The following is a 25,836-nucleotide window of genomic DNA, read 5'->3' on the forward strand; positions in this document are numbered from 1 at the left end:
CCTAATTTTGGGTATAGAGAATCATCATCTTGTTACACATTAAGTCCGTCACCTGCATCAAGCAAGAGCGTTGTTTGTTTGCGGATCTTAATTTCAGCTTGAAATCAGGTCAAATCATGCAATTAGCAGGCCCAAATGGGGCTGGTAAAACATCACTGTTGCGTATAATTGCGGGTTTTTCTGCGCCCGATGAAGGACAAGTTATGTGGCAAGGTGAATCAATTGCTAAAAACTATGATGAATTTGCCCGACAGTTGTTATTTATCGGTCATAAAACCGGGGTGAATAGTCAACTTAGTGCGATTGAAAACCTACGGTTTTGGTTGCAAATTCAAGGTTACAATACTGAGCAAGATCTTTACTCATTATTAGCTAAAATTGGCTTAGTTGGTCTTGAAGATGTACCTGTGCGTACTCTATCAGCCGGTCAGCAACGTCGTGTTGCGCTGATTAGGCTCTGGCTTAATGATGCGAAGTTATGGGTTCTGGATGAACCATTTACAGCCTTAGACAAATCCGGGGTTGCATTTTTACAGCAACGGTTTTTAGCCCATCTAGAACAAGGTGGGGCGATTTTATTAACTACCCATCAAGATTTAACTACGCATTTTAATGAGTTACAAACAGTGACTTTGGAGTACCGACACTGATGTTACGCCAGCATTCATATTGGCAGCTATTTAGTGCCGTTTGTAAGAAAGATTTACAGCTGGCATTTCGCCAGCGTGCTGAAATCGTAAACCCCATTTTGTTCTTCTTGATTGTTATTACATTATTTCCGTTAGCAATTGGTCCTGAGCCCGGTCTACTTAGCCGTATGGCACCTGGTATTATCTGGGTCGCCGCTTTACTTTCAACCATGTTAGGCTTAGATAAACTATTTCGTGATGACTATCATGATGGTAGTTTAGAGCAATTGATTGCTTCATCGTACCCGCTACCGTTAACGGTGCTCGGTAAAGTTGTTGCCCATTGGATCATTACTGGCTTGCCGTTGGTGTTGATGACGCCGCTGTTCGCCTTGTTATTAAATTTAGACAATCAAGCATTGATTGCAACGGTGCTTACCTTGCTCTTGGGTACGCCATTACTTAGTTTTATCGGCGCTATTGGCGCTGGGCTTACTGTGGGATTACAAAAAGGCGGTATTTTGATGAGTTTATTGGTCCTGCCTTTGTATATCCCCGTATTAATTTTTGCAACGTCTGCTATCGATACCAGTACAATGTCACTGGATTATAGTGGGCAGCTTGCCATCCTTGGTGCGATGCTCGTCATTACAATTATCAGCGCACCAATCGCCATATCGTCAGCATTGAAAGTGAGTGTAAGTTAATATGTGGAAGTGGTTACATCCCTACGCCAAAGCAGAGCGTGCATATCAATTATGCAATACGTTACTGCCCTATTTTACCGTGATAACGGTTGTCTGTATGCTTATTGGTTGGGTCTGGGGGTTAGCCTATGCGCCTGCCGACTATCAGCAAAAAGACAGTTATCGCATTATCTTTATTCATGTACCATCAGCTATTTTATCGATGGGTGCTTATTCATCAATGGCCATAGCTGCAGTGATCGCTTTGGTATGGCAACTTCGTAATGCAGAGTTAGCAGTAATTGCTATTGCACCTGTTGGTGCATGTGTAACTGCAATTGCACTTATTACTGGCGCCGCTTGGGGTAAACCTATGTGGGGGGCCTGGTGGGTATGGGATGCACGACTCACGTCTGAGCTCATTCTATTATTTTTATACTTAGGGGTATTGTCTTTATATCATGCCTTTGAAGATAAAAAAGCAGCAGGTCGAGCTGCATCTATTTTGGCTATTGTGGGGGTAATTAACCTACCAATCATCCATTTTTCTGTTGAGTGGTGGAACACCTTGCATCAAGGTGCCAGTATTACCAAGTTTGATACGAAAGCTATTGATCCAAGTATGTTTTGGCCATTAATGGTAAATATAGTCGCGTTTGCCGGCTTTGTCGGTATGGTGACTTTGATGCGTCTTAAAAATGAAATTTTACAACGTGAAAAGCATCGTCCTTGGGTGCGCCAGTTGTTGAATAGGGGTTAGTTATGCAGTTTGATTCTTTTTCTGATTTTATTGCCATGGGCGGCTACGGCTTTTATGTGTGGCTTTCTTTTGGTTCATGTGCACTGATTTTGTTAGGTATTTTAGTAAGCTCTTTGAATGATACAAAGCGTATTATGGCTTCTGTGCAGCAACAAGCTGAACGAGAAGCTCGCATTAAACACGCTAAGCAGGAGAATCATGCATGAACCCAAGACGTAAGAAACGTTTGCTTGGCGTCGTCGCTATTGTATTTGGTATTGGTGCCGCCATTGGTTTAGTACTTTATGCTCTGCAAGAAAATATTAATCTATTTTATACACCAAGTGAGTTAATCGAGGGGAAAGGCCCAGATAAAGAAAAGCCGCATATTGGTCAAAAGTTGCGTATTGGCGGTATGGTAGTTCCAGGATCAGTGATTCGGGATGAAACCAGCCTACAAGTAAGCTTTACCTTGATTGATACAGGCCCCTTAGTAACGATTAAATACCAAGGTATTTTGCCTGACTTATTTCGTGAGGGGCAAGGGATTGTTGCTCAAGGTGTGTTGATTGAACCTAATGTAATAGAAGCGTTCGAGGTATTGGCTAAGCATGACGAAGAGTATATGCCTGCCGAAGTTGCGGAAGCGGTGAAGGGGATCAAACACGAAAAACCAAAATATAACTTAGAAAGTGGCAATTAAGATGATCCCAGAAATCGGTTATTTTTCTCTAACACTGGCTATGGTGCTGAGTGTTTTATTGTGTATTTTTCCTTTGTGGGGCGCACATACTGGTAATTTACGGTTAATGCGTGCTGCTCCTTCATTAGCTATCGGCCAATTTGTATTCGTACTGTTGTCATTCGCAGCCCTTATTTATGCAAGTTTAACTGATGATTTTACCGTCGCGTACGTGGCGTATCATTCAAGTAGTACTTTGCCTTGGTATTATAAAATCACCTCAACTTGGGGCGGCCATGAAGGCGCTATTTTATTATGGTTAGTTATGCAAGCTGGTTGGACTGCAGTTGTTGCACTGCGCTCTAATTCATTACCTTGGATATTAAGAGCACGTGTATTAGGTGTGTTAGGCTTTTTAGGGGTTGGCTTTATGCTTTATACTCTGTGGATGTCGAACCCATTTGAATTATTACTGCCGTATTTTCCTGTCGAAGGGCGCGACCTTAATCCGTTATTACAAGACCCCGGAATGATCATCCATCCTCCTTTACTGTATATGGGTTATGTTGGGCTATCGGTCTCTTTTTCATTTGCAATTGCTGCATTATTAACAGGTAAACTTGATAATACTTGGGCTAAGTGGTCACGTCCGTGGACAATGACTGCGTGGGGATTTTTAACATTAGGTATCACTATCGGAAGCTGGTGGGCATATTCCGAGCTTGGCTGGGGTGGCTGGTGGTTTTGGGATCCCGTTGAAAACGCATCGCTCATGCCTTGGTTAGTAGCTACGGCGCTATTGCATTCATTGACGGTAACTGAAAAACGCGGTGTATTTAAATCATGGACCGTATTACTTGCGATTGCTGCATTTTCATTAAGTTTACTGGGCACCTTTATTGTTCGCTCTGGCATTATTGTCTCCGTGCATGCATTTGCTACCGACCCCGATCGTGGTTTATTTATCTTAGCGTTTTTAGCGATAGTAGTCGGCGGTGCGTTAACGTTATATGCATTTAGGGTATCGCAAGTACGCAGCGAAGGTCGCTATAAACTGGTATCACGTGAAGTGGCATTATGGCTCAATAATATATTTTTAGTGGTTGCTACTTTTATTGTGTTACTAGGTACTTTATTACCTATGGTTCATAAAGAAATGGGCTTAGGCAGTATTTCAATTGGCGAACCATTCTTTAATAAAATGTTTGCCATTATTTTGGTGCCGTTTGCCATCTTAATGGGTATTGGCCCTCTGTTACGTTGGAAGCAAAACAAGTGGTCTTTTTTACAAAATAAACTCCTTGTCTCAGCGTTAATGAGCATAGTAATCGGTGCTACTTGGTTATATTCAAGTTATGCCATCGTAGCGCCTTTAACTTTATTGGCGACCACGCTTGCGATATGGATTGTGATCACCACCGGTGTTGATTTATATGTTAAAGCTACTGTGCAAACTAACTTTAGCCAAGGCCTTAAAAGGTTAGGACTTAGTTATTGGGCGATGGTACTAGGGCATGTAGGTATTGCCTTTGTCATCGCAGGAGTCACTTTAACTTCTGCGTACTCTGTTGAACGTGATGTTTCGATGAAGCCGGGCGAAATCGTGCAGTTAAACCAATATCAGTATCGCTTTGAAGGGGTTAACACTATTCGTGGACCAAACTACAGTGGTCATGCTGGAGAAGTGAGTGTCCTGAAAAATGATAAACTAGTTACTATACTGCATGCAGAAAAACGCCGTTACGATATTGGTATGCAATTTATGACTGAGGCTGCAATTGATGCTGGCTTTACCCGCGATTTATACCTTGCCCTTGGTGAGCAATTAAATAACGGTGGTTGGTCACTGCGTATCTACCATAAGCCATTTGTGCGTTGGATGTGGATTGGTGGTGTGTTGATATCACTTGCCGGTTTTATGATTTTAGGTGATAAACGTTACCGCACTAGTAAGAAAAGCATCGATAAGTCACAGGAGAAGCTGGTATGAACCGCAAGTTGTTAGCGCTAATACCTCTGTTGGCGTTTGTTTTAGTGTGCGTGTTTTTATTTCAAGGTTTGTTTTCAAACCCAAGAGAAATTCAAACTGGTCGGTTAGGTCAACCGATGCCAGCTTTTGATTTACCAGATTTAATGCAGGATTCAAAGCGTTGGCAAGATGGCCAATTAAAAGGCGATGTATATTTACTCAATGTGTGGGGCACTTGGTGTCCTACCTGTTTGGCTGAATTAGATTATTTAACCCAATTGCGAGAGCAAGGCGTTAAAATTGTCGGGCTTTACTATGTGCAAAGTTACGATGCTGACTTTGATGGTGAATTTGATATGTCAGCGCTTCGTGAAGAAGTGGCGTCAATGTTAAGTCGTGCAGGTGATCCGTATCAGTTTAATATTCTTGACTTACATCGTACACTTTCGCTTGATTTAGGTGTATCAGGTGCACCTGAAACATTTTTAGTGGATAGCAAAGGCACCATTTTATTGCACCATACTGGCGATATAAACCCACGAGTTTGGCGTGCTAAATTTGCTCCCTTGATGCAGGAATTACAGCCATGAAATATTTTATAATTGCTTTAATGATATTAGCTAGTGGCATAGCTATGGCAGAGCAAGATCGGTACCAATTTGATAACAACGAACAAGCGCAACGATTTACTGAGTTAACTAAAGAATTACGTTGCCCTAAATGCCAAAATCAAAATATCGCAGATTCAGATGCTGTGGTTGCAAAAGATTTACGCGAAAAAGTATTGGCGTTAGTCAAAGAAGGCAAATCGAAAGACGATGTGATTGAATATATGATTGACCGCTATGGCTATTTTGTTCACTACGATCCGCCGGTTACGCCAGCAACATTAGTGTTATGGGTATTACCTATTTTGATTGTGGTATTTGGCTTTGGTTTTATTATTTTTCGACAACGTAAGGCTGCGGTTAAGCAAACATGGAGTGAGCAAGATGAGGCGTTATTAGCCAAGCTCATTGCGAAAAATGAACGTCAGGAGCAGATTTAAATGATACTAATGTGGGTTTCTTTTGCATTATTAACCTTATTAGCTGTGGCGTTTGTGGCATTGCCTTTTTTGAGTAAAGAGCGCATACAAAGTCTCACTTACAATGCTAATTCAGAGCTTATTGCCATTTACCATCAGCGCCTTGGTGAGCTGGCGAATGATTTAGCAAATCAACGTATTGATCAAGCTAACCATGATGAGTCTGTGATTGAGCTCAAACGTCGTTTACTAAATGAGTTATCACCTGAAAAATCACTGATGAGTAAGGGTAATAACCGTATCTTTGCGTTAACCGGTAGCGCATTTTTAATTGCTTTTACGGCTATATTTTATACTGCTACTGGCTCACAACAGCAATTACAGAACTGGCACAGCGCTATGGATAATTTACCTGCCTACGGTGAACGTGCAGTGATGCAAAAAGGCGAGCCTTTAACCCAAAATGAATTACAAGCGTTTGCGTTAGGGCTACGCACTAAACTAGATCAAAGTGGTGATGATCAAGTGGCCTGGATGCTGCTAGGACGTGTTGCTATGTCATTGAATGAATACGATATGGCACAACAGTCATTTGATAAAGTGTTGCGTCTGGATCCTGACAATATGCCTGTGCTTATCAGTTACAGCCAAGTGCTATTACTGGAAGGCAGTGAGGCAAATATGACGCGCGCTGCGGGTATGCTCTCTAAAGTACTTAAAGACGATCCAACTAACCTTGATGCTATTTCATTGTTAGCATTAATTGCTTACGAGCGTCACGATTGGTTACAAGCAAAATCAGCATTCGAAGTACTTTTAAATAGTATGGACGAACAAGACTCTCGTTATGGCATGATTGCTCAGAGGATTACTGAAATTGAACAAAATATTTCTGCTGAAAATACACAACAACAAGTTCAACAGAGCAGTGACGAAGATAATAACGCAGTCCAAACTAGCGCTATTAAAATCACTGTTAATCTTGCTCCACAGTTTACTGACAAGCTTCCAACGCAAGGAACCTTATTCGTCTTTGCAAAAGCCGCCAATGGTCCACCAATGCCACTCGCAGTGGTAAAATTAACAGATTATAGTTTTCCAATTGAAGTACAGTTAAGTGATAGTAATGCTATGGTTGCAGGTTTAACGCTTTCGAGCGTTGATAAAATTATTTTAACTGCACGCATTTCAAAGGATGCATCAGTAATGCCTTCAACGGGTGAGTTGGAAGGGCGTTCAGATGTGTTAGAACGTAGCCAAACCAAGGCTTATGATTTACTTATCAATGAATTAATACCTTAAGGATAAAAGATGTTAAGACAGAGTTTAGTTTTGTTTGGACTATTGGTGCTAGCAGGATGCGCACAAGTGCCTGACGAAAAAATAGATGAGCGAGATCCACTACAATCATTTAATCGTCCAATGTATGATTTTAATATGGATGTACTTGATGCGTATGTTCTGCGCCCTGTTGCGGTAGGGTATGTGGCTGTAACGCCAACACCGGTGCGCCGTAGTATCGTCAATTTTACTGGTAACATTAGTGCACCAACTGATGTAATTAATGCCACGTTACAAGGTAAAGCGGGTAACGCAGGGGTTAGTTTAGCTCGCTTTTTAGTTAATTCAACAGTGGGTATTTTTGGCTTATTTGATGTTGCTACATCGCTTGGTTTGAATATTGTTGATGAAGACTTTGGTCAAACTCTGGGGGTGTGGGGAATAGGTGACGGTGCCTATTTAATGCTACCGGGAATGGGACCGTCAACAGCGCGTAACCTGACGGGTGATGTTGTTGATAGCTTTGTGTTACCGAAAATTGCCTTAACCACGCCACAAACTGTATTGGTGTTTGCATTAAAGGCCGTAGAAGCCCGAGCCTCTTTAATACCGCAAGAAAGCTTATTGAATGAGTCACTCGATCCGTATATTTTTATGAAAGACATTTACTTCCAACGTCAGTTATATGAGCTGTATGATGGTAATCCACCTGTTGAAAAAGAGCCCGAAGATTTTGATGAAGACTTTTTAGAAAGCCTTTAATATATTATATTTTCGGGTTAAATAACAATGCCAGCATCTAAGCTGGCATTGTTTTTACGGCGTTATTTATTACCCAGCCAGTACTTTCATTTGTTCATTAGCCCAGTTAACTGCGTCATGGTATGCATCTGGCACTTTACCAGCTGTAAGACCAAGCTCATCTTTAATCGCGTTTGCACCTTGCCAATTGGCTTGTTCGTATAATTTTACCAAGCGCAGATATTGTGCCAGTAAACCTTGATCCTCTAATAATGCTAACTTTATGTCGTTGGATAATGGTAGCTTATTCATCACGCTTTCCATATCTTCATCTAATATGGCATCCATTAGTGACATCATACCGGTTAAAAAAGCCATTCCCGTATCTTTGAGTTTACTATGGTTTATAGCTAGCAACTCAGTAAAGCGTGCTCTAGTTAACGATAAGCGTATTAACTCTGCGGGTTTATCACCAGCAACTTGAGCTGCAAACAACAAGGATAAAAACTTTTTAATTTCTGCTGCACCTAGCACAATTAGTGCTTGTTTGATGGTGCTGATCTCAGCTCTGCGCTTAAATGCCGCTGAATTACTATAACGTAATAATTTATAAGAGAGGTTTACATCTCGCTCAAATACGTCGGTAATTTTCTTTAAATTGACTTCAACAGTGGATGTCTCATAAAGCAGCTCGGCAAGAGCTATCTCTGATGGCGGCAAGGTTTTACTTTGCACCATTTCTGGCTTGGAAAAGAAAAACCCTTGAAAGTAAGTAAAGCCAAGATCTAATGCTAATTGATACTTTTCGTAGGTTTCTACCTTTTCTGCTAATAATTTTATATGCGGATAAGGTTTAATTTCTTCGATTATGCTGTGGATAGTGTCAACTTCACAATTGAGAAAATCTATTTTAATAATATCAATAAAAGGATAAAAATGACGCCATACAGGCTGGTGAATATAATCATCCAGGGCGAGCGTATAACCTTTTTGTTTTAAGTCTTTGACGATCGCGAGTAAGCGTTTCCCTGGTTGAATTGTTTCGAGTATTTCTACAACAATCTGATCTTTACCAAGCAGGGTTGGGTAGCCTTTTTGTAATGTTTCAAGCGTAAAGTTGATATACGCTGGTTTATTATCGGTGAGATCTTCTAAGCCAAAATTGAATTGACTACCTTCAATTAGCCGACTAGTTGCCTCGTCACCATCAATATCTGGGAATACATTATCAACGCCGTCACGAAAAAGTAACTCATATCCTACAAGTTGTTTGTTTCGATCTAAAATTGGTTGGCGTGCAGCATAAAAATACATAAACAGCGGGTCCACATCAGTTAAGCGATTACTTGGGCAATATAAGATAAAACAACATAAATAGCATTAACTATATTTAAAATATCAATACTATAGTATTGATTAATTGCAAAATCATCGATCTAATCCTAGGGTAATTAAGTATTAATTACCATGTTCTATAGTCAAATAATTAACCATTAGGTAAAACCGCTTAACCCTATATCATTGTAAGGTTAACTTAGTAATTGGAGTTATTCACCCTTTGCGTGATATAGTCAAGCTCTAGGTTGGTTTTTACACCAATAATGACTTTATATAGTATTGATTTATGAGTCATTATTAGGATTAAAAGCCAGGTTTTAACTTCAGAGTTGGAGGCGAGTTTGGAAACTGGAATGATTATTTCTTTAGCTGCGTATTTTATCGTAATGCTAGGTATTGGCTTGTACGCTTATAAGCAGTCTACCGCCGATGTGTCGGGCTATATGTTGGGTGGCAGAAGTTTATCACCAGCTGTAGCTGCTCTATCTGCCGGTGCATCGGATATGAGTGGTTGGCTACTTATGGGCTTACCCGGTGCTATGTATCTATTTGGCTTAAGTAAAGTTTGGATTGCAATAGGCTTAGTACTTGGCGCTTGGGCAAACTACTTCTTAGTAGCGCCACGCCTGCGTGTCTATACTGAGAAAGCGAATGACTCGATTACTATTCCTGATTACTTTGCTAATCGTTTTGCTGATAATAAAAATATATTACGTGTAATTTCGGCAATCGTGATCATCGTTTTCTTCACACTTTATACTTCTTCAGGCGTTGTCGCTGGCGGTAAATTATTCGAAAACTCATTTCAGATGAGTTACGAAACGGGGCTTTATGTGACAACCGGGGTCGTCGTACTTTATACATTGTTTGGTGGTTTCTTAGCTGTGAGTTTGACTGACTTTGTGCAAGGTTGCATCATGTTCATCTCGCTACTTGCTGTACCTATTGTTACTTATATGATGCTAGATCAGCCAGTGTTAGACACACTTACTAATGCCAGTTATGACTTGCTGTTAAGCGCTCCGAAAGAGAGCGAAGTCCACTCTCTTAATATGTTAGATTGGTTTGCAGGCGGTTCAACCATCGCTATTATTTCTGCAATGGCATGGGGCTTAGGTTATTTCGGTCAACCGCATATCATAGTGCGTTTTATGTCAGTACGATCTGTTAAAGATATGCCTACTATGCGTCGTATTGGTATGTCGTGGATGACCTTATCAGCAATTGGTGCAGTGTTAACAGGACTATTTGGTGCTGCTTACATGATCGAAAATCAAATGTTGATTGACGATAAAGAAACGATATTTTTAGTATTATCTGAATTGGTTTTCCATCCACTTATTGCCGGCTTTTTACTTGCTGCTATTTTAGCTGCGATTATGAGTACTATTTCATCTCAGTTATTGGTTTGTTCAAGCTCTTTGACTGAAGACTTCTACAAAATTTATTTAAACCGTGATGCATCACAAACCGAGCTGGTTTTAGTTGGTCGAATTAGTGTACTACTCGTTGCATTATTTGCTATTTATTTGGCTTATGACCGCGACAGTTCTATTTTAGATTTAGTAAGTAATGCGTGGGCAGGTTTTGGGGCTGCGTTTGGCCCGTTAGTATTACTTAGTTTATATTGGAAGCGAATGAATCTACAAGGTGCGATCAGTGGTATGGTTGTGGGTGCAGGGACAGTGTTGATCTGGATATATGCGCCAATCACCATAAATGGAGAGAGTCTCAGCAGTATCATTTATGAAATTATACCGGGCTTTATACTTGCAACAATTGCAATCATTACAGTGAGCTTATCAACAGCGCCACCAAATAAAGAGATCACCGAATTATTTGATGAAGTTGAACGAGGGCTATAACGAGTAGTAATTTTTATAACTAAAAAAGGGCAATTAATTGCCCTTTTTTAGTTAGTTAACTTATGATTTTTTAGCTTGCTTCTTTATCAGTGCTGGCTTTAATAGACGCTACATTTTCTTTTTTTACTTTCGCCGTTGGTGCTTTCTGTATTGCCTCTTTGCCGCCTTTAAGTACATTCATAAAGTCGTCTTTACTTTTAGCAATCTCAAGTGCGAGCGATTCGATTTGTTGTTCGCTTAGTGGTACATCAACTTTCTCAAGCATAACCTCAAGCGACTCTGCTATATCAAGCATTTTGTCATACGCGTCAGCTTCTTTTTTAGTAGTAAACGTCATACGCTCGACTCCGTTTCTCTCTACAACATATTTAACAACAACAGCCATGATTTCTCCTGCCAATTTGCTTGGTGAATAACAAGTTCACCTTGATTGATTACTGTTTTTATGTACAGTAATTGTTTATTGGTCTTTTTGCAAGTGAACATTTTTATTTTTTACTATTAGGATTTGACAAAGAGGTACAACTTTACTTTATTTAAATAGTCGCACTTTTTTAGTATGACTTTATTTGGAAGTAGTCCAAAAGTGAAGGCATTAAAGTCAACTATTAATTGAGTCCACGTATGGACATCATGGAGGAGAAACATGAAGTTTTTAACTTTAATAGTCGTAGTGCTTGGCTTGGCTATATCATTGCCTAGTGGTGCCGCTGTAACTAAAACCGAAGCTACTGAAAGTATGGGTAAAGTTCAGTTAGTCAATGTTAATCAAGCAACAGTCGAGCAGCTTACCCAGCTGCCAGGTATTGGTAAATCAAAAGCACAAGCGATAGTTGATTACCGTACCGAGCAAGGCAAATTTAAGTCTGTTGCAGATCTAGCGCAGGTGAAAGGTATTGGCGATAAATTAGTCGCTAAACTGGATGGCAAAGTTACATTTTAAAAAACTACAGGGCGAATTATTCGCCCTGTTCAAATTGCTTTATAGCCTTGCTCAAATAGTGTTTAGAGAATTGAATTTCAACAGGGGTGGTTAACAACGGGTAACTTAACCCAGCCACCAGTAATACAGGAAGTAACAGCCAACCTTCGATATACGCTAATGATAGAAATACTGGGATCAATAAAATCAGCTTTATAATACGCAAACTGATTTTTTGCATTGGAGTTAACATACTCACTGCAATCGCAATTATTTGCTGACGTTGACGTATTTTAAACGATTTTAATTGCGTTACTTGACTTGAAAATAATGCAATCATCACAGCGACTTTTTAATTATTAAACGACTTACTACAACGCTTATCAGTATCAGAGTAAATACCGCAAAAATGATCTCCATCCATGCTGGCATACTTAACCCTGCAAATTGCCAATCGATGTTGCCACAGTCTCCTGTCGCAGCAAAAAAATGTGGCATCCACTCATGTAATGGTAATGGAAAATTAGGCTCGAATTCGCAGCTAAACGCAAAGGGATCGGTTGTCGTTTGCATATCAATATGTTGGCGTGCAATTAAGTAACCCCAAATACTAGCAACTGCCCATGCTGAAAATGCTGTTATACGGCAAATTAAATTGGTTGGTCTGACTGCGCCGACTAACCCTGCGGCTAGTAACCCTAGCATGGCAGTACGTTGATAAATACACATAATGCATGGCTCTAAGCCCATTTGGTATTGGAAATACAATGCGATTAATTCAAAAATAAAAGCGCTAAAAGCGAGTAGTAACCAAGCACTGCGTTGTTGGGCTAAATTTGCTAACCAAGTCATAAAATATCCAGTCTATAATTTGTGGATGAATTATGACTTAGTCATTAAACTACGCGCAAGGATAAATATGATTTGTAACAATAAAAAAGCTGCCGAAGCAGCTTTATTTACTGTTTGGATTATTTAATGCCCAGAACTTCCTATACTTTGTAAGCTTGCACTATGGTGCTCAATCCAGCCCCATTGATAGAATAAATCAGTCATTTCACTTAGGCCAAGATATGTCCCTGCTAAGCCAACAACCGTTAGCACTATGGTATAGGGGAGTGCCATGTAAACCATACGACCGTAGGATAATCGCAATACGGGAGCAAGGGTCGATGTTAGTAAGAATAAAAATGCAGCTTGACCGTTAGGTGTGGCAACACTTGGTAAATTTGTACCGGTATTAATTGCCACCGCTAATAAATCAAATTGATCGCGGCTAATTTGCCCTGCTTTTAATGCTGCCGCCACTTCATTAATATAAACAGTGCCAACAAAGACATTGTCACTGACCATCGAGAGTAGGCCATTTGCGACAAAAAACATAACTAACTGTAATTGCCCTTCAAATGTCAGTACCCAAGTTATTACAGGAGTAAATAAGTGTTGGTCAATAATGACTGCAACGATTGAGAAAAATACACATAACAGTGCAGTAAACGGCAGTGCTTCTTCAAAAGCCTTTCCTAGTTGGTGCTCTTCAATTATACCAGCGGACGCAGTTGCAAAAATAATGACGGATAAGCCGATTAAGCCAACAGTGGCAAGGTGTAATGCTAATGCAATGATCAACCATACAGCAATTAATGACTGAAACATCAAATTAACCTTATCGCGTTTGGTACGTTTGCTATCGAGCTCTTTTGCATGATCAGCTAGTATTTGATGAATCGTCTCTGGTAATTTGGCGCCGTATCCGAACGTTTTTGTCTTTTCAAGTAATATTGTAGTGATAATGCCAGCTATGAATACAGGCATAGTAACAGGCAACATACGCAAGAAAAATTCCCCAAATTGCCAGCTTGCTCGTTCTGCAATAATGAGGTTTTGTGGTTCACCTACCATAGTACAAACTCCGCCAATGGCTGTACCTATCGAGGCATGCATTAATAAGTTACGCAAAAAAGCTCGAAACTCTTCAAGTTCCTGACGATTAACCGGGCGTACTTGATTATCATCGTTAATATCATGTTCGCTAGTGGAATCTTTCCCAGAGGCGACTTTATGGTAAATACTGTAAAAGCCCATGGCGACAGCTATAACCACCGCCATAACTGTAAGTGCATCTAAAAATGCAGAAAGAAATGCCGCCGCAATAGTAAACGCCAAGGAAAGTACTGTTTTACTTCGAACTGACACCACTAGGCGTGTAAAAATATAGAGCAGTAAATCTTTCATAAAGTAGATACCTGCGACCATAAAGATCAGCAGTAAGATTACATCTACATTTTGAACAATTTCATGCTCTACTTGCCCTGCAGTTGTCATGCCTATGAATAGTGCTTCAATCGCAAGTAAACCGCCGGGTTGCAGTGGGTAACATTTCAGCGCCATCGCGAGAGTAAAGATAAACTCTAAAACTAATGCCCAACCAGCCATGTAAGGGTTGATATGAAACAACACAGGGTTAATAGCTAAAAAAGCAATAATTGTGTATTTATACCACTGTGGGGCCGAGCCTAAAAAATTCTTAAAAATTGCATTGAAAACACTCTGTTGCATAGGTGTTCCTTATTATTTTGCATTTAAGTATAACTATTGTTGGTTAAGTTAATGTAGTCTAGCTGTGGTGTAAACAAAAAAGCTATAAACAACATCGAGTACCTTTTATCTGTTATGCGTTCCGCGCTATATTTAGTGTAGCTGAAATAGCTAAATGGGTGTATATAGTGTGCACAATGAAGTTAAAAGTCTATTACTCTTTAGGGTTAATACCTTAATTTAATATCGAAGAACTAGACAATGAAAGAGCAATAAATTAATTTTTATCCATTTTAGAAAACTTAGTTAGATAGAGGCTTTAACCTGCTATCGAAGGTGAATTAATGGGGTGACTTTACTTGTTAGTTTGGCTTCATCTGGTACAATCAGTCAGTTAATCGTTAAAAGTAATATTATGTGGTAACTCAAGTGGGAATTGAATGAGAATTTTTAAAGCGAAAAGCCCAGCAGGGTTTGCCGAAGAGTACATTGTTGAGTCAATCTGGAATGGTGATTTTCCTCCAGGTTCTATTCTTCCGGCTGAGCGAGAGTTATCAGAATTAATCGGTGTCACTCGTACAACCTTACGTGAAGTATTACAGCGTTTAGCGCGCGATGGTTGGTTAACAATCCAGCACGGTAAACCGACACGAGTAAATAACTTTTGGGAAACTTCAGGACTTAATATTTTAGAGACCTTAGCGCGTCTTGATGAAGATAAAATGCCCGAGTTAACCGACCAGCTACTTTCTGCGCGAACAAACATTAGCGCTATTTACACTCGTGCAGCCATTAAGCTAGCACCTGATCGAGTGATAGAAATCCTCTCGCAAAGTGATGAGCTTGAAGATAGTGCACAAGCTTTCGCTGATTATGATTACAAGGTACACCATGAGTTAGCTGTTGCAGGTAATAACCGTATTTATGTGCTTATTCTCAATGGCTTTAAAGGTTTTTACTCTAAGATTGGCTGTCATTACTTTTCAGATCCAGGCACGCGTCAGTTAGCGCGTCAATTCTATAAAGATTTAACCATACTTGCTGAGAAACGCGAACATGACGGCGCAATTTCAATGATGCGAAAATATGGTCATCAAACAGGTGAAATTTGGCAAAAAATTCGCGGTGATATGCCTGAAAATATCATGGATTAATACCGCATTTAATATGTAGTTATACCGATAAAAAGCCTGCATCTGCAGGTTTTTTTTGTTGCTGTTATTAGTGACAAATAGCGAGTGACAAACAGTCGTTCGCATTTTTCGATGACGTGAATCGGAAAATACGATTGTTCTTTTAAGTCTTTAGTCTCTAAAATAATTTGATAATTATGCATGTTAGCCCTTGGTATTTACTTTTTAGATCCCATATTAAAGGCAAGCATTGCGTAAGCAATTAAAAGCAAACTCAAATATTTGGAGAATAAAATGGGTGTATTAGTAGGCCGCCAGGCACCAGACTTTACCGCTGCAGCAGTACTAGGTAACGGCGAGATCGTAGATAGCTACAATCTTCACGAAACAATCAAAGGTAAAAAAGCAGTCATCTTCTTTTACCCACTAGATTTTACTTTCGTATGTCCTTCTGAACTAATTGCTTTTGACAAGCGTTATGAAGAATTCCAAAAGCGTGGCGTAGAAGTAATTGGTGTTTCAATCGATTCACAATTCTCACACAACGCATGGCGTAACACTGCTGTTGCAGACGGCGGTATCGGTGCAGTTAAATACGCACTAGTTGCAGATGTTAAGCACGAAATCTGTAAAGCATACGATGTTGAGCATCCAGAAGCCGGCGTTGCATTTCGTGGTTCATTCTTAATTGATGAAGAAGGTAATGTACGTCATCAAGTAGTAAATGACTTACCACTAGGTCGTAACATCGACGAAATGCTTCGTATGGTTGACGCTCTAGCGTTTCACACTGAGCACGGTGAAGTATGTCCAGCTGGTTGGACTGAAGGCAAAAAAGGTATGGATGCAAGCCCAGCAGGCGTTGCTAAGTTCCTTTCTGAAAACGAAAGCGACCTATAATTTAGGTCTTTGTTTTAGAATATGAAAAACCCGCCAATTTGGCGGGTTTTTTATTTAGGGTAGTCGCTAGAAAGCGAATGACACTTTGGTGTAGATATAACGTCCGCGAGGGTTGTGAACCGCGGAAGCATAACCGTATAAATCACCATCACCATCACCAATTGCAAATGGTGGCTCTTCATCAAATAAGTTATTTACGCCAATCGAGATCTTGGTCGATTCGGTAATACGATAAGCCGTTTGTAAATCAACTAAGACTTGTGAATCAACCATTCTTGATGTGTTGCTATCAAAATCGAGGGTGCCATCAAAATCAATATCAGGCGTATCTTCAAACTCACCCACATAGCTGATATTTACATTAGTATTGAATTCACCAAGCTCCCAATTAGTTGAGAACATCCAGCGGTGTTCAGGGTAACCATATTCACCAGTATAATCGCGACCGTCTTTTTCAAACTTGTCTTGATAAGACCATTCTAAGTTGAACTTAAGTAAACCAAGATCATCCAAGGAGTGATTATAATTTGCTGAGAAATCAACACCAGACACTTCCTGCGAAGAGACATTCTCAAAGGTACTATGAATTTTTTGGATCACCCCAAGACTTTGTCCACCTTGTGGCGACAGGCGAACGCAGATGGTACTATTCTGGTTGTTACATTCAGCATCATAAATAGGACCAAAGGCTTGTTCATCAATCTTATTGTCTTGAGTGATACTCCATACATCAATACTGAAACCAAGATCAGCCATAGGTGCCCAAATAAAACCAACGTTCCATGACTCAGATTCTTCGGCTTTTAAATCAGGATTACCAGCAAATTGGATGTTGTAATCGAGTACATCACAATCTTCTCCCGTTGCAGCACAGCGGTAACTATCAATAAAAAACTGACTTTCCTCTGAAGGACCTAGGCCGATTTGTGCTAGTGAAGGGGCTCTAAATCCTTGTGCCCATGAGCCGCGAACAGTAATTTCATCAGTAGGTGCCCAGCGCAGCGCTACTTTAGGATTGGTTGTGGTACCAAAGTCACTGTAATCATCGTAACGACCTGCAAGTTGTAATTCTAAGCTATCAGCTAATGGGATTGAGAATTCAACATAGGCAGCGTATTGGTCCCGCTCAGCGGCAGCAGAAACGGACTCAGTACCAAAAATTAGACCACGTTGAAATTGATCATCAGGGATATCACTGACGTCCTCTTCGCGGTACTCAATACCAGCCGCCATCATCACGACACTGTCACCAAAACTAAACGCTTCGCCGGTAATGTTGGCATCAAATGAGGTCATATGTGATTCACCACGGCGAACTAAGCTGGTGGTAATACGATTTATTACATCTGGATCATTATAAGTGCCGCCAAATGGGTTGTAGTTGCCAGCATTTATTTCTTGTTGTAAAAAGTCAGTTCTTACCCAGCCTTGAGTACGATCACCGGTTTGCATTGATTTACTTCGACCTTTTTGTACAGCTGCTTCCCAGCTCCAATCGCTAATTTCACCACGAAGACCGGCAACAAAGCGTAACGTATCTGATTCTATATCCCACTGACGGGCACCTGCATCCACGGTACGATAGCGACCAATCTCAATATCTTTACCAAAAGGATTGTTTGGATGACTGCCTGGAACTGTTAATCCCGCATCTTCGTCTAGCGGTGTCGGTGCACCTGCAGCAATCGAGGTATTATGCTGCATGGCCATTTCCAGAAAGGCTGTAATGCCGTTATCAAAGTTGTATTCAAATTGTGAAATAGCACCAACTCGCTCAGAAGCAGGGGCAATATAACCAAATGGACCATAATCAAATAAGCAGCTGCCGCTAGATGTGGCACTTTCAGCTGGGCAATCAGGATCGATAGTTTTTACGCCGTCAACATAGAAATAACCAGGGAATCCGCGTGATGAACGGAAATCTTCACCACCATTCGCGGTTTGATTAGCAGTGCCTAAGCGGCCCATTTCATCTGATGATAAAGAGGTGTTTTTAAAGTAATCGATGATCACAGACGCACTGCTTTTTTCGTTTGAGGTACCCCAAACTATGCTTGCTGAGGTTTCTTCATAGTTAGGGCCGTCAGTACCACCATAACCTAAATTAACTTCTAAACCATCGATGTCTTTTTTCAAAATAATATTCACCACACCTGCAACGGCATCGGAACCATAAATTGCAGAGGCACCATCTTTAAGAATATCAATACGTTCGATAGCAGAGACCGGAATACTGTTAATATCAACAAATGAGTTAGTGATACTCTCAGCAAATGCGCTTATAGCTACTCGACGGCCATTAATTAACACAAGCGTTGCATCTGCGCCAAGACCACGAAGCGACACTGCCGCAGAGCCATTGGCCGTAGAGTCTTGGTTGTTGCCGCGAGTAGAAAAAGTACCATTACCAGCAGCAGGCATTCTTTCTAGTAATTGTTGTAGATTGTCATAGCCCATATTATCGATATCGGCGCGACTAATTGATTGTACTGGGGAAGGGCCTTCAATATCTGTTCGCTTTATTCTAGAACCAGTCACTTCAATACGTTCAACTTTTTTTGCTTCGTCCGCAGCAAATGATTGAGAAGTATAACCCGCTGTTGAAAGTGCAAGTGTTACACAAGCGATTAGCTTAGGTTTAAATGGGAGTGTTCTGTTCTTCATCCTTAAATCCTCGTTGTCATGTTAATTTTATCTGGTTAAATCAACCAGTAATATCAATATCATGTAAGTGAATTGTTATCAAATCGTTTATTTGGATTGTGTACTATAATTTATACAGTTGCGGGGATTTAGGGGCTGAAAATAAAAACGCCTAACTGGGTTAGGCGTTTTTGAGGTTGTTTAGATAGATTAAACTTTGTGCTTCATTAACCGTTCTTTTTCGCGAGACCAGTCTTTGTTTTTACCGTCTTCACGTTTGTCATGCATTTTTTTACCCTTACCGAGGTGGAACTCAAGTTTCACCCAGCATTTTTTCCAATACATGGCAGTGGCAATTAATGAATAGCCATCGCGCTCAGTCGCACCGACTAAGCGATCTAGCTCGCGTCTGCTTAATAATAACTTGCGATAACGTAATGGATCGCAAATAACATGGGTTGAAGCACTATTGAGAGGCTGTATTTGACTGCCAAGCAAAAACGCTTCGCCATTTTTAAGGTGAATGTATGTTTCAGAGATGTTTACTTTACCAGCTCGGATACTTTTTACTTCCCAGCCTTGTAGTTCAACACCAGCCTCAAACTTGTCGTGTAAAAAATACTCATGACGCGCCTTTTTATTTAGCGCGATAGTATTACTTGTCGATTTAGATGAATTTTTCTTAGCCATAGTGGCCCATATTATACGTAAAGCTCTGCTTTTTACATCGATTTTTTATTTTTGCTAATAAAAAAGTGTTTGTAAATAAAGCGCCATGAAAGTTTGGGGAAAAACGCAAAGCTTGCTAAAATTCGCCCACACAGTTGGGAGTGAGTATGCCACAAATAGAAAAAAGTGCGCTAGTAATGTATAGCAGCAAAGAAATGTTTGATTTAGTCAATGATGTGGATGCTTATCCTGAATTTTTACCCCATTGCTCGGATGCAAAAATTATTGCACAGCAAGGTAATACCATGACGGCAAGTTTGGAAATTTCCAAAGCGGGTATAAAAAAATGGTTTACTACTGAAAACACCTTTTTAGATGACAATACAGTAACATTGCGCTTAGTTGATGGGCCATTTAAAGCCTTGCAAGGGCGTTGGCATTTTCAAGTGTTGGATGACAATGCATGTAAAGTTCAGCTACAGCTTGAGTTTGAATTTGCGAGTAAATTAATTGAACTTGCGTTTGGGCGCGTATTTAACGATGTTGCAAAAAACATGGTGAATGCATTTACTCAACGCGCTAAACAGGTATATGGACTGCGATGATGATAAAAGTTGAAGTTGTGTATGCATTACCTACCACGGCAACGTGTTTGCTTGTTGAAGTACCAGTTGGTACAACGGCAGAAAATGCCGTGATGCAATCAGGTATCCTCGCTAAGTGCCCTGAAATTGATGGCTTAGCATTAACCTTAGGAATATGGAACCGTACCTGCAAGCTTACGCAAGTGCTTGAGGATGGCGATAGAATTGAAATTTACCGTCCTTTAATTGCTGATCCTAAAGACGCACGACGAAAACGTGCAGAAAAAGCTAAAGACGAAGGTCGTGCTAATAAAATTACAGGTGGGCGACCGCTTGATAAAGCTAAATAATAGCTCAAACAAAAAAGGTTAGCTGTTGCTAACCTTTTCGTAATTTACTGAACTGGAGCGTTATTGCTCAAGCGGTGTATTAAACTCTGCGGGTTGTTCATAGTCACCACTGAGCGATACCAATTTTTCATTTTCAAAATTAATAGTCAGTGATTTACGTTGTTCGTTATCACGGCCAAGGTTAAAAGAATATAAGTAATGCCACGTGTTTTTATCGAAAGCGTCTTCTGCAACAGGTTTACCTAATACATAAAGAACTTGCTCACGGGTCATATTGATACGAAGCTTGTCAACATCGGTTTGTTCTAAAAAGTTACCTTGTGGGATGTTGATACGATAAACCCAGCTAGAACAACCGGCGGTTGCACTTAAGGTCAGAGCAACGATAAACCAAAGAGAAAAAGTTTTTAACGACTGCATTGTTTGTTTGGATCCTTATTTTTTATAAACTGCATGATACCGATTAGTCACCTAAGGTAAAACCCTTTTGAGTAATTGTTTGTGACTTAATTTTTACTATCGATGTTTGGAGCGTAATTTTGACCTCAGAGTCCGCTAAAAGTTTAACTACTACTGAAAATACTATGACAACTAAGATCTCCACGTGGTCACTTTATATTGTACAAACACGTTTAGGGCATTGGTACACTGGGATCAGCACGGATGTGGCAAAACGATTTGCAGCACATCAAGCGGGCAAAGGGGCTAAAAACTTAAAGGGGAAGGGGCCACTGACTTTAATATATCAATGTGAAGTCGGTTCTCGCAGTGAAGCCACCAAGCTTGAGATAAAAATTAAACGCTTAAGTAAGGCACAAAAGCGAGCGTTTGTTAGCTCTGGGATTTTGCTAACCTGAATTCAGTTTAAAATATATTTACTATCTACAATTTAGCTCAAAGAGTGTTGATATCGTTTATATCAAGTTGGCTAATAAATGCGGCAATATAATTAACTGCATCAATATAAAGCGCTTGGTCAATATTACTTAGTAGGTCGGAACTCTTATGATGGTGGGGATCATGACCCATACCAAAGTAAATATAAGCAATTCCGGCTTTAGCAAACGCATAATGGTCGCTTGCTCGGCGCCAATCAATACTATCTCCGAGGGTCATTCTGTTCATTGTGGTTGATGAACTAGCTACTTTTATCTTTAAATTATGCTCAGGCACCTGCTGTAGTTGTGCTTGTAAAGCACTGCGTTGTGCATGTGAGACAAAGGCATATAAGATTTTTTTTGGCGGTTTTACTGCTAACATATCCAAATTAATATTTAGCACGGTTACGCTGTCGTCGATTTGCAATTGACTAACAAAATATTCAGCTCCATGTAAACCATTTTCCTCTGCGTCAGTAGCAACAAAACTAAGTTGGAAAGGCAGATTTGTGTGTGCGAAGCGTTGCGCTAGGAATAACAAGGCACTGACGCCACTGGCATTATCGTTTGCGCCTGCATATAAAGTGTTACCACGCATACCTAAGTGATCATAATGAGCGGTAATTACCAAATGAGTCTTGACTAAGTGCGGTGGTTTTAAAGTCGCAACGACATTTTGCCCCGTTGCTTTTGAAGACCAGCCATGGCTGTAACTAAACGGCTGTAATTGCGTATTGTAACCGAGCGTTTGCAGTCGCGTACTAATGTATTGGGCACTGATACGCGCGCCATCTGTATTGGTTTTTCTACCGCTTAGAGCCGTAGAGCTTAGATGCTTCAGATCATCGATCAGCTGTTGCTGCGCGCTGCTATTACTTTGGCAAAATGTTGAAAAGCTGAGGCTCAATAGCAAAATAAAATAGTTAATGATTAATTACTCGCGCGGTCATGTCACTTAGTGCCTGTAATTTATTTTGATAACGTTGCTTATCATGGTCAAAATCGGCATGTTTATTAGCCAAACGTAATTGGAGATACGCTTGCTTAAAATCACCTAACTGATAATAAGTGCGGGCAAGACCAAAGTAGCTATCATGAATATCATCATCAATTCTTTTTGCTTTATTGAAATGCTTGATGGCATCTTGATAGTTTTGTCCAAGGTATGCGTTATTTCCTAATGACACATGATAATACGGATTACTTTGGCGCTTCAAATCAAGTTTATATAAAATCTTGTCTGCCAGCTCAGGACGGTCGGTGAGTTGATACAGTAAAGCTAAGTTACCCAGTGCTGTATTGTTGTCGTTATTAAGCAGCAAAGCATAATTATAGGCTAATTCGGCGTTATCATACTGAGAATCAAGGCGAAGTAATACGGCTAAGTTACCCCATGCAGCAGAGTAATATTTATCTGCTTTTGTTGCCGCTAAAAAGTAGCTATAGGCTAAATCATAATTTTGATTGAGCATTGCCGCTGCCCCTTTATTGTTATAAAACATCGCGGTAATTCGTTGTTTGCTGATGGGGGTCGTCTGAAATTTCTCACCTCGCGAGTTCGGATCAAAATCAATCACTAATGAGGTTTTTGCGTCATACACATAAGTCACATTAGTGTGGTTATTACGACGCTGTGTGACGATCAAATTAATATGCCCAGTCAATAAGTTATAGCCTTTATTTAGCGCCCAATACTCAGGAATATGAACCGTTTGAAATTGCCCCTGCATGCCTAAATATTCCGCAATACTATAGGCCAAAATCGATAATGATAAACAGTTAGCATTTAGATCTCGGTAGGCTTGATTGGCGGTTAGGGTAGCCCCTGCTTGATATAGTAAGGATGCATCGCCATTTTCTAACAAAAAGTTTAGTAATTTTCGAGTTGTGTTTAAATTGTGTTTAGTACTTGGGAAGGCTGCATCGAGTTGTTGTGTTATTGTATCGCTTAAGGTAAAAATCTGTTCACTACTTTCCACCGGGTAAAGCGTGAAAGATTGGTTTTCAGTGACTGGTGGAGGGATGAGTATTGTTTGATTACTCACACTGGTACAGGCAGAGATACTAAAAAGCAGCACAATGACTGCTAACTTACAAAACCGCGTTAGTATTGTCATAATCATACCCCAACTAATTACTGACTTATTAAGTTTAGTCTGTTTTTTAGTCGAGGTAGATGTTAAATGTTACAAACTGTGTCAGCGCTTTTCAAAGGTGGCGACTAAACTTGCTAAGGTTTGTGCGCTGGTTGCAAGTCCTTTGATCGCCTGCTCGGTATCAATTTGTTCTCGCATTGCCATATCGCTGATCTCACTAATTTGTTCAATATTACGGCCGACGTCAGCAACCACACTACTTTGCTCTTCAGTAGCTGTTGCAATCAAGGTTGCCATATCATTAATTTCATTAGCGGTATTGGTAATGGCATCAAGCAACTGCACAGAGCTTTGCATTGTTGCTACGCTGTACTGAGCTTTATCTTTGGACTGGGCAATATGTTCAACCACATTGGTAGCTGTTTTCGCGAGCTCTTCAATCATTGATTGAATTTCAGTCGTTGATTGTGACGTACGGTTGGCTAAGGCTCGTACTTCATCCGCAACTACGGCAAAGCCGCGGCCATGTTCACCAGCACGTGCTGATTCAATTGCTGCATTTAGTGCTAATAAATTGGTTTGCTCTGAAATACCACGAATAGAGTCAACAATACTGGCAATAGTCTGGGTTTTATTAGCAAGCTCAGTCACTTGTCCCGCAATTGTGTCAATATCACTGGCTAATGCGGTAATACTCTGTTGGCTTTGCACTACTTGCTGGTGGCTCTGTAATGTATTCGCTTTACTATCTTCGGTCAGTTTTGCGGCAGTTGCGGCGCTGTGGGCAATTTCTTGCACTGTCGCGCCCATTTCGTTGATTGCTGCTGCAACAGAGATAGTCTGCTCTTTTTGGTTGTCCATTGCCTGTGAGTTACGCTTGGCTTGAGTAAATACCTGATCTGAGCTTTGACGAATTTCTAAACTTTCGTGGGAGACTTGCGCAATAGCGGTTTCAATTTTATCAATGAATTGGTTAAAACCATTCGTTAATGCTAATAGCTCAGGCTGGTCACTGTGAGGTAAACGGTAAGCTAGATTGGCATCACCAGACCCTAAACGAGTAAATAACTCTGCCATTTTTGATAGCGGTGAAGCTAACGAACGAGCCAGTAAAAAACTAACGATACATGCCAACAGCGCAATTGCGATAGCAAAACTTAAAATTTGCCATTGTAAAGTGGTGATCCCGGCAAACACTTCTGCTTTTGGTACTTGTGCAACCACATAGAGTTGAGTGTTTTTAATTGGACTCGCCGCAAGGAAAAAAGTGTCGCCATTGAGTTCGACTTCTTGCAAGTTAAATTCATTGCTTGTTAATAATTGACCACTTACTTGATGACCATACAAGCTATCTAGATTTGTTTTTTCTACTTTATTAACGTCTTGATGGAGTTTAATTACGCCTTTATCGTCAGTAATAAATACAAAGCCAGTCTGCTCGATAGTAAATTTATTCAGTAGTGCCTGCATATCATCAATACTTTTTGCCAGTCCGGTTAAGCCGATGCCATTGATCTGTTGATGATTAACAAACATTTTTGTGTCGCCATTAGGCTCTTGATATAAGCTAATAGAGTAAGCTTGGTTGGCGTTTTTAAAATCAAAAAACCAGCCATCTTGCTGCCGATCTAATACTCTTAAAAAGCCATCTTGATTCCAGTACTGCGCGGTATCGCGATTTGCCCATGATGCGGTTGCTAAGCCGTATTGTTTTACCAGACGATTTAATTCTTTGATTAAAACGTCATCATTGTTATCACGACTATTTGCCCACGCGAGTATAAAATGATTACTTGATACTTGTTCGGCCGCACTGAGTAATTCATTGATCTCTAAGCTTATATAGTTATTTATTGCGTGTAGTTTACTGGGCAACTCAGATTGTATCATCCGTTGTTCGATAATGGTTTTGGCGGATAACAGCGCCGTAATGCCAATTAAGCTGGCGACTGACAAGGCAATAGCGATCCCTAAAATAGTGATCTTACGTGTGATACTAAGACTTTTATACGGCATTGTGGGTACTGACTTTACAAATTATGAGGGTATTTTAGCATGTTTTTTTCATACAGTTCATCATCTAATAGAGTAAGTACTCAGTTTATAATTTACGCTAAGGCGTCTTTAGACAAATTAATAAAATGAAAAAGCCCACTGCGTTTAGCA

At 40.3% G+C, this 25,836-nt stretch carries 28 protein-coding genes; 17 read left to right on the forward strand and 11 right to left on the reverse strand.

The annotated features are described in order from the left end of the window. Nucleotides 1-29 precede the first annotated feature (29 nt). The 10 genes from ccmA to H5182_RS08860 are packed head-to-tail and all read left to right on the forward strand — an operon-like array spanning nt 30 to nt 7,775. On the forward strand, nt 30-650 hold the full coding sequence (gene ccmA / locus H5182_RS08815) for a cytochrome c biogenesis heme-transporting ATPase CcmA (protein ID WP_145239326.1): 621 nt from the start codon (nt 30-32) through the stop codon (nt 648-650). Continuing rightward, nucleotides 650-1,336, forward strand: a complete 687-nt coding sequence (gene ccmB / locus H5182_RS08820) for a heme exporter protein CcmB (protein WP_182759894.1) — start codon at nt 650-652, stop codon at nt 1,334-1,336. Before ccmA ends, ccmB begins: the two co-directional genes overlap by 1 nt. Nucleotide 1,337: 1 nt before the next feature. Continuing rightward, on the forward strand, nt 1,338-2,075 hold the full coding sequence (locus tag H5182_RS08825) for a heme ABC transporter permease (RefSeq protein ID WP_145239320.1): 738 nt from the start codon (nt 1,338-1,340) through the stop codon (nt 2,073-2,075). Between the two features lie 2 nt (nt 2,076-2,077). Further along, nucleotides 2,078-2,281: a heme exporter protein CcmD gene (gene ccmD / locus H5182_RS08830; RefSeq protein ID WP_145239317.1), complete on the forward strand. Its 204-nt coding sequence runs from the start codon at nt 2,078-2,080 to the stop codon at nt 2,279-2,281. Next, a complete protein-coding gene (gene ccmE, locus H5182_RS08835; protein ID WP_145239314.1) occupies nt 2,278-2,757 on the forward strand; it encodes a cytochrome c maturation protein CcmE in 480 nt (159 codons plus the stop codon). The genes ccmD and ccmE overlap by 4 nt, the downstream gene beginning before the upstream one ends. Before the next feature lies 1 nt (nt 2,758). Beyond that, nucleotides 2,759-4,726 (forward strand): heme lyase CcmF/NrfE family subunit, encoded by a 1,968-nt coding sequence (locus tag H5182_RS08840; RefSeq protein WP_182731016.1) that lies wholly within the window; start codon nt 2,759-2,761, stop codon nt 4,724-4,726. Next, nucleotides 4,723-5,295 carry a DsbE family thiol:disulfide interchange protein gene (locus tag H5182_RS08845; protein ID WP_182759895.1) on the forward strand — a complete coding sequence of 191 codons (573 nt, stop codon included), beginning with the start codon at nt 4,723-4,725 and terminating at the stop codon, nt 5,293-5,295. Before H5182_RS08840 ends, H5182_RS08845 begins: the two co-directional genes overlap by 4 nt. Next, nucleotides 5,292-5,753, forward strand: coding sequence for a cytochrome c-type biogenesis protein (locus H5182_RS08850; RefSeq protein WP_145239304.1), 462 nt, complete (start codon nt 5,292-5,294; stop codon nt 5,751-5,753). Before H5182_RS08845 ends, H5182_RS08850 begins: the two co-directional genes overlap by 4 nt. Beyond that, complete coding sequence (gene ccmI / locus H5182_RS08855; RefSeq protein WP_182731018.1) at nt 5,754-7,034, forward strand: c-type cytochrome biogenesis protein CcmI; 1,281 nt, start codon at nt 5,754-5,756, stop codon at nt 7,032-7,034. It begins immediately after the preceding gene. A 9-nt stretch (nt 7,035-7,043) separates the two neighbouring features. Next, a complete protein-coding gene (locus H5182_RS08860) occupies nt 7,044-7,775 on the forward strand; it encodes a VacJ family lipoprotein (RefSeq protein WP_145239298.1) in 732 nt (243 codons plus the stop codon). A 69-nt stretch (nt 7,776-7,844) separates the two neighbouring features. On the opposite strand, the gene H5182_RS08865 is transcribed toward H5182_RS08860, so the two are convergent. Continuing rightward, a complete protein-coding gene (locus H5182_RS08865; RefSeq protein ID WP_145239295.1) occupies nt 7,845-9,068 on the reverse strand; it encodes an EAL and HDOD domain-containing protein in 1,224 nt (407 codons plus the stop codon). Nucleotides 9,069-9,445: 377 nt separating this feature from the next. Here H5182_RS08865 and putP point away from each other — a divergent pair, with 377 nt between their 5' ends. Next, nucleotides 9,446-10,957 carry a sodium/proline symporter PutP gene (gene putP / locus H5182_RS08870; protein WP_145239292.1) on the forward strand — a complete coding sequence of 504 codons (1,512 nt, stop codon included), beginning with the start codon at nt 9,446-9,448 and terminating at the stop codon, nt 10,955-10,957. A 70-nt stretch (nt 10,958-11,027) separates the two neighbouring features. Here putP and H5182_RS08875 read toward each other — a convergent pair whose 3' ends face one another. Then, complete coding sequence (locus H5182_RS08875) at nt 11,028-11,342, reverse strand: YebG family protein (protein WP_145239289.1); 315 nt, start codon at nt 11,340-11,342, stop codon at nt 11,028-11,030. A 261-nt stretch (nt 11,343-11,603) separates the two neighbouring features. Between H5182_RS08875 and H5182_RS08880 the strand changes: the two genes are divergently transcribed. Next, the gene (locus tag H5182_RS08880; RefSeq protein ID WP_145239286.1) at nt 11,604-11,900 is read left to right on the forward strand and encodes a ComEA family DNA-binding protein; all 297 of its coding nucleotides are present in this window, start codon (nt 11,604-11,606) and stop codon (nt 11,898-11,900) included. Nucleotides 11,901-11,916: 16 nt separating this feature from the next. Here H5182_RS08880 and H5182_RS08885 read toward each other — a convergent pair whose 3' ends face one another. The 3 genes from H5182_RS08885 to nhaB form a co-directional block, all read right to left on the reverse strand. Further along, nucleotides 11,917-12,219, reverse strand: coding sequence for a DUF6170 family protein (locus H5182_RS08885; RefSeq protein ID WP_145239283.1), 303 nt, complete (start codon nt 12,217-12,219; stop codon nt 11,917-11,919). Then, complete coding sequence (dsbB, locus tag H5182_RS08890; RefSeq protein ID WP_145239280.1) at nt 12,219-12,731, reverse strand: disulfide bond formation protein DsbB; 513 nt, start codon at nt 12,729-12,731, stop codon at nt 12,219-12,221. The genes H5182_RS08885 and dsbB overlap by 1 nt, the downstream gene beginning before the upstream one ends. A 123-nt stretch (nt 12,732-12,854) precedes the next feature. Continuing rightward, the gene (nhaB, locus tag H5182_RS08895) at nt 12,855-14,438 is read right to left on the reverse strand and encodes a sodium/proton antiporter NhaB (protein ID WP_145239277.1); all 1,584 of its coding nucleotides are present in this window, start codon (nt 14,436-14,438) and stop codon (nt 12,855-12,857) included. 419 nt (nt 14,439-14,857) lie between these two features. Here nhaB and fadR point away from each other — a divergent pair, with 419 nt between their 5' ends. Continuing rightward, the gene (fadR, locus tag H5182_RS08900; protein WP_064666576.1) at nt 14,858-15,571 is read left to right on the forward strand and encodes a fatty acid metabolism transcriptional regulator FadR; all 714 of its coding nucleotides are present in this window, start codon (nt 14,858-14,860) and stop codon (nt 15,569-15,571) included. 273 nt (nt 15,572-15,844) lie between these two features. Continuing rightward, nucleotides 15,845-16,450, forward strand: coding sequence for a peroxiredoxin C (locus H5182_RS08905; RefSeq protein WP_145239274.1), 606 nt, complete (start codon nt 15,845-15,847; stop codon nt 16,448-16,450). 66 nt (nt 16,451-16,516) lie between these two features. Here the strand turns inward: H5182_RS08905 and H5182_RS08910 are convergent, their stop codons facing one another. Both H5182_RS08910 and smpB read right to left on the reverse strand, forming a co-directional pair. After that, nucleotides 16,517-19,114 (reverse strand): TonB-dependent receptor, encoded by a 2,598-nt coding sequence (locus tag H5182_RS08910; RefSeq protein ID WP_182734905.1) that lies wholly within the window; start codon nt 19,112-19,114, stop codon nt 16,517-16,519. A 189-nt stretch (nt 19,115-19,303) separates the two neighbouring features. Beyond that, nucleotides 19,304-19,783, reverse strand: coding sequence for an SsrA-binding protein SmpB (gene smpB / locus H5182_RS08915; RefSeq protein ID WP_064666579.1), 480 nt, complete (start codon nt 19,781-19,783; stop codon nt 19,304-19,306). Between the two features lie 146 nt (nt 19,784-19,929). Here smpB and H5182_RS08920 point away from each other — a divergent pair, with 146 nt between their 5' ends. Both H5182_RS08920 and H5182_RS08925 read left to right on the forward strand, forming a co-directional pair. After that, complete coding sequence (locus H5182_RS08920) at nt 19,930-20,367, forward strand: type II toxin-antitoxin system RatA family toxin (protein ID WP_145239267.1); 438 nt, start codon at nt 19,930-19,932, stop codon at nt 20,365-20,367. Next, on the forward strand, nt 20,367-20,696 hold the full coding sequence (locus H5182_RS08925) for an RnfH family protein (protein WP_145239596.1): 330 nt from the start codon (nt 20,367-20,369) through the stop codon (nt 20,694-20,696). The genes H5182_RS08920 and H5182_RS08925 overlap by 1 nt, the downstream gene beginning before the upstream one ends. A gap of 60 nt (nt 20,697-20,756) precedes the next feature. On the opposite strand, the gene H5182_RS08930 is transcribed toward H5182_RS08925, so the two are convergent. After that, nucleotides 20,757-21,116, reverse strand: a complete 360-nt coding sequence (locus tag H5182_RS08930) for an outer membrane protein assembly factor BamE (RefSeq protein ID WP_145239264.1) — start codon at nt 21,114-21,116, stop codon at nt 20,757-20,759. Between the two features lie 119 nt (nt 21,117-21,235). Between H5182_RS08930 and H5182_RS08935 the strand changes: the two genes are divergently transcribed. Then, nucleotides 21,236-21,553: a GIY-YIG nuclease family protein gene (locus tag H5182_RS08935; RefSeq protein ID WP_145239261.1), complete on the forward strand. Its 318-nt coding sequence runs from the start codon at nt 21,236-21,238 to the stop codon at nt 21,551-21,553. A 37-nt stretch (nt 21,554-21,590) separates the two neighbouring features. Here H5182_RS08935 and H5182_RS08940 read toward each other — a convergent pair whose 3' ends face one another. The 3 genes from H5182_RS08940 to H5182_RS08950 all read right to left on the reverse strand — a co-directional run bounded on the left by H5182_RS08940 (nt 21,591) and on the right by H5182_RS08950 (nt 25,686). After that, a complete protein-coding gene (locus tag H5182_RS08940; protein ID WP_259398193.1) occupies nt 21,591-22,481 on the reverse strand; it encodes a M28 family peptidase in 891 nt (296 codons plus the stop codon). Between the two features lie 16 nt (nt 22,482-22,497). Further along, on the reverse strand, nt 22,498-23,691 hold the full coding sequence (locus tag H5182_RS08945; protein ID WP_182759896.1) for a tetratricopeptide repeat protein: 1,194 nt from the start codon (nt 23,689-23,691) through the stop codon (nt 22,498-22,500). Between the two features lie 81 nt (nt 23,692-23,772). After that, on the reverse strand, nt 23,773-25,686 hold the full coding sequence (locus H5182_RS08950) for a methyl-accepting chemotaxis protein (protein WP_182731023.1): 1,914 nt from the start codon (nt 25,684-25,686) through the stop codon (nt 23,773-23,775). Between the last annotated feature and the right edge of the window lie 150 nt (nt 25,687-25,836).

This window comes from Pseudoalteromonas sp. SG44-17 (assembly GCF_014164235.1).
GTDB classification, from domain to species: Bacteria; Pseudomonadota; Gammaproteobacteria; order Enterobacterales; family Alteromonadaceae; genus Pseudoalteromonas; species Pseudoalteromonas rhizosphaerae.

Excerpts from the sequence above, each read along its gene's own strand:
- nhaB (WP_145239277.1), bottom strand. The coding sequence starts at position 14,438 with ATGCAACAGAGTGTTTTCAATGCAATTTTTAAGAATTTTTTAGGCTCG.
- H5182_RS08825 (WP_145239320.1), top strand. The coding sequence starts at position 1,338 with ATGTGGAAGTGGTTACATCCCTACGCCAAAGCAGAGCGTGCATATCAA.
- putP (WP_145239292.1), top strand. The coding sequence starts at position 9,446 with ATGATTATTTCTTTAGCTGCGTATTTTATCGTAATGCTAGGTATTGGC.
- H5182_RS08880 (WP_145239286.1), top strand. The coding sequence starts at position 11,604 with ATGAAGTTTTTAACTTTAATAGTCGTAGTGCTTGGCTTGGCTATATCA.
- H5182_RS08945 (WP_182759896.1), bottom strand. The coding sequence starts at position 23,691 with ATGACAATACTAACGCGGTTTTGTAAGTTAGCAGTCATTGTGCTGCTT.
- H5182_RS08910 (WP_182734905.1), bottom strand. The coding sequence starts at position 19,114 with ATGAAGAACAGAACACTCCCATTTAAACCTAAGCTAATCGCTTGTGTA.
- H5182_RS08930 (WP_145239264.1), bottom strand. The coding sequence starts at position 21,116 with ATGCAGTCGTTAAAAACTTTTTCTCTTTGGTTTATCGTTGCTCTGACC.
- H5182_RS08920 (WP_145239267.1), top strand. The coding sequence starts at position 19,930 with ATGCCACAAATAGAAAAAAGTGCGCTAGTAATGTATAGCAGCAAAGAA.
- fadR (WP_064666576.1), top strand. The coding sequence starts at position 14,858 with ATGAGAATTTTTAAAGCGAAAAGCCCAGCAGGGTTTGCCGAAGAGTAC.
- dsbB (WP_145239280.1), bottom strand. The coding sequence starts at position 12,731 with ATGACTTGGTTAGCAAATTTAGCCCAACAACGCAGTGCTTGGTTACTA.
- H5182_RS08850 (WP_145239304.1), top strand. The coding sequence starts at position 5,292 with ATGAAATATTTTATAATTGCTTTAATGATATTAGCTAGTGGCATAGCT.
- ccmD (WP_145239317.1), top strand. The coding sequence starts at position 2,078 with ATGCAGTTTGATTCTTTTTCTGATTTTATTGCCATGGGCGGCTACGGC.
- H5182_RS08950 (WP_182731023.1), bottom strand. The coding sequence starts at position 25,686 with ATGCCGTATAAAAGTCTTAGTATCACACGTAAGATCACTATTTTAGGG.
- ccmE (WP_145239314.1), top strand. The coding sequence starts at position 2,278 with ATGAACCCAAGACGTAAGAAACGTTTGCTTGGCGTCGTCGCTATTGTA.
- ccmB (WP_182759894.1), top strand. The coding sequence starts at position 650 with ATGTTACGCCAGCATTCATATTGGCAGCTATTTAGTGCCGTTTGTAAG.
- H5182_RS08860 (WP_145239298.1), top strand. The coding sequence starts at position 7,044 with ATGTTAAGACAGAGTTTAGTTTTGTTTGGACTATTGGTGCTAGCAGGA.
- H5182_RS08905 (WP_145239274.1), top strand. The coding sequence starts at position 15,845 with ATGGGTGTATTAGTAGGCCGCCAGGCACCAGACTTTACCGCTGCAGCA.
- ccmI (WP_182731018.1), top strand. The coding sequence starts at position 5,754 with ATGATACTAATGTGGGTTTCTTTTGCATTATTAACCTTATTAGCTGTG.
- smpB (WP_064666579.1), bottom strand. The coding sequence starts at position 19,783 with ATGGCTAAGAAAAATTCATCTAAATCGACAAGTAATACTATCGCGCTA.
- H5182_RS08885 (WP_145239283.1), bottom strand. The coding sequence starts at position 12,219 with ATGATTGCATTATTTTCAAGTCAAGTAACGCAATTAAAATCGTTTAAA.
- H5182_RS08925 (WP_145239596.1), top strand. The coding sequence starts at position 20,367 with ATGATAAAAGTTGAAGTTGTGTATGCATTACCTACCACGGCAACGTGT.
- H5182_RS08845 (WP_182759895.1), top strand. The coding sequence starts at position 4,723 with ATGAACCGCAAGTTGTTAGCGCTAATACCTCTGTTGGCGTTTGTTTTA.
- H5182_RS08875 (WP_145239289.1), bottom strand. The coding sequence starts at position 11,342 with ATGGCTGTTGTTGTTAAATATGTTGTAGAGAGAAACGGAGTCGAGCGT.
- H5182_RS08840 (WP_182731016.1), top strand. The coding sequence starts at position 2,759 with ATGATCCCAGAAATCGGTTATTTTTCTCTAACACTGGCTATGGTGCTG.
- H5182_RS08865 (WP_145239295.1), bottom strand. The coding sequence starts at position 9,068 with ATGTATTTTTATGCTGCACGCCAACCAATTTTAGATCGAAACAAACAA.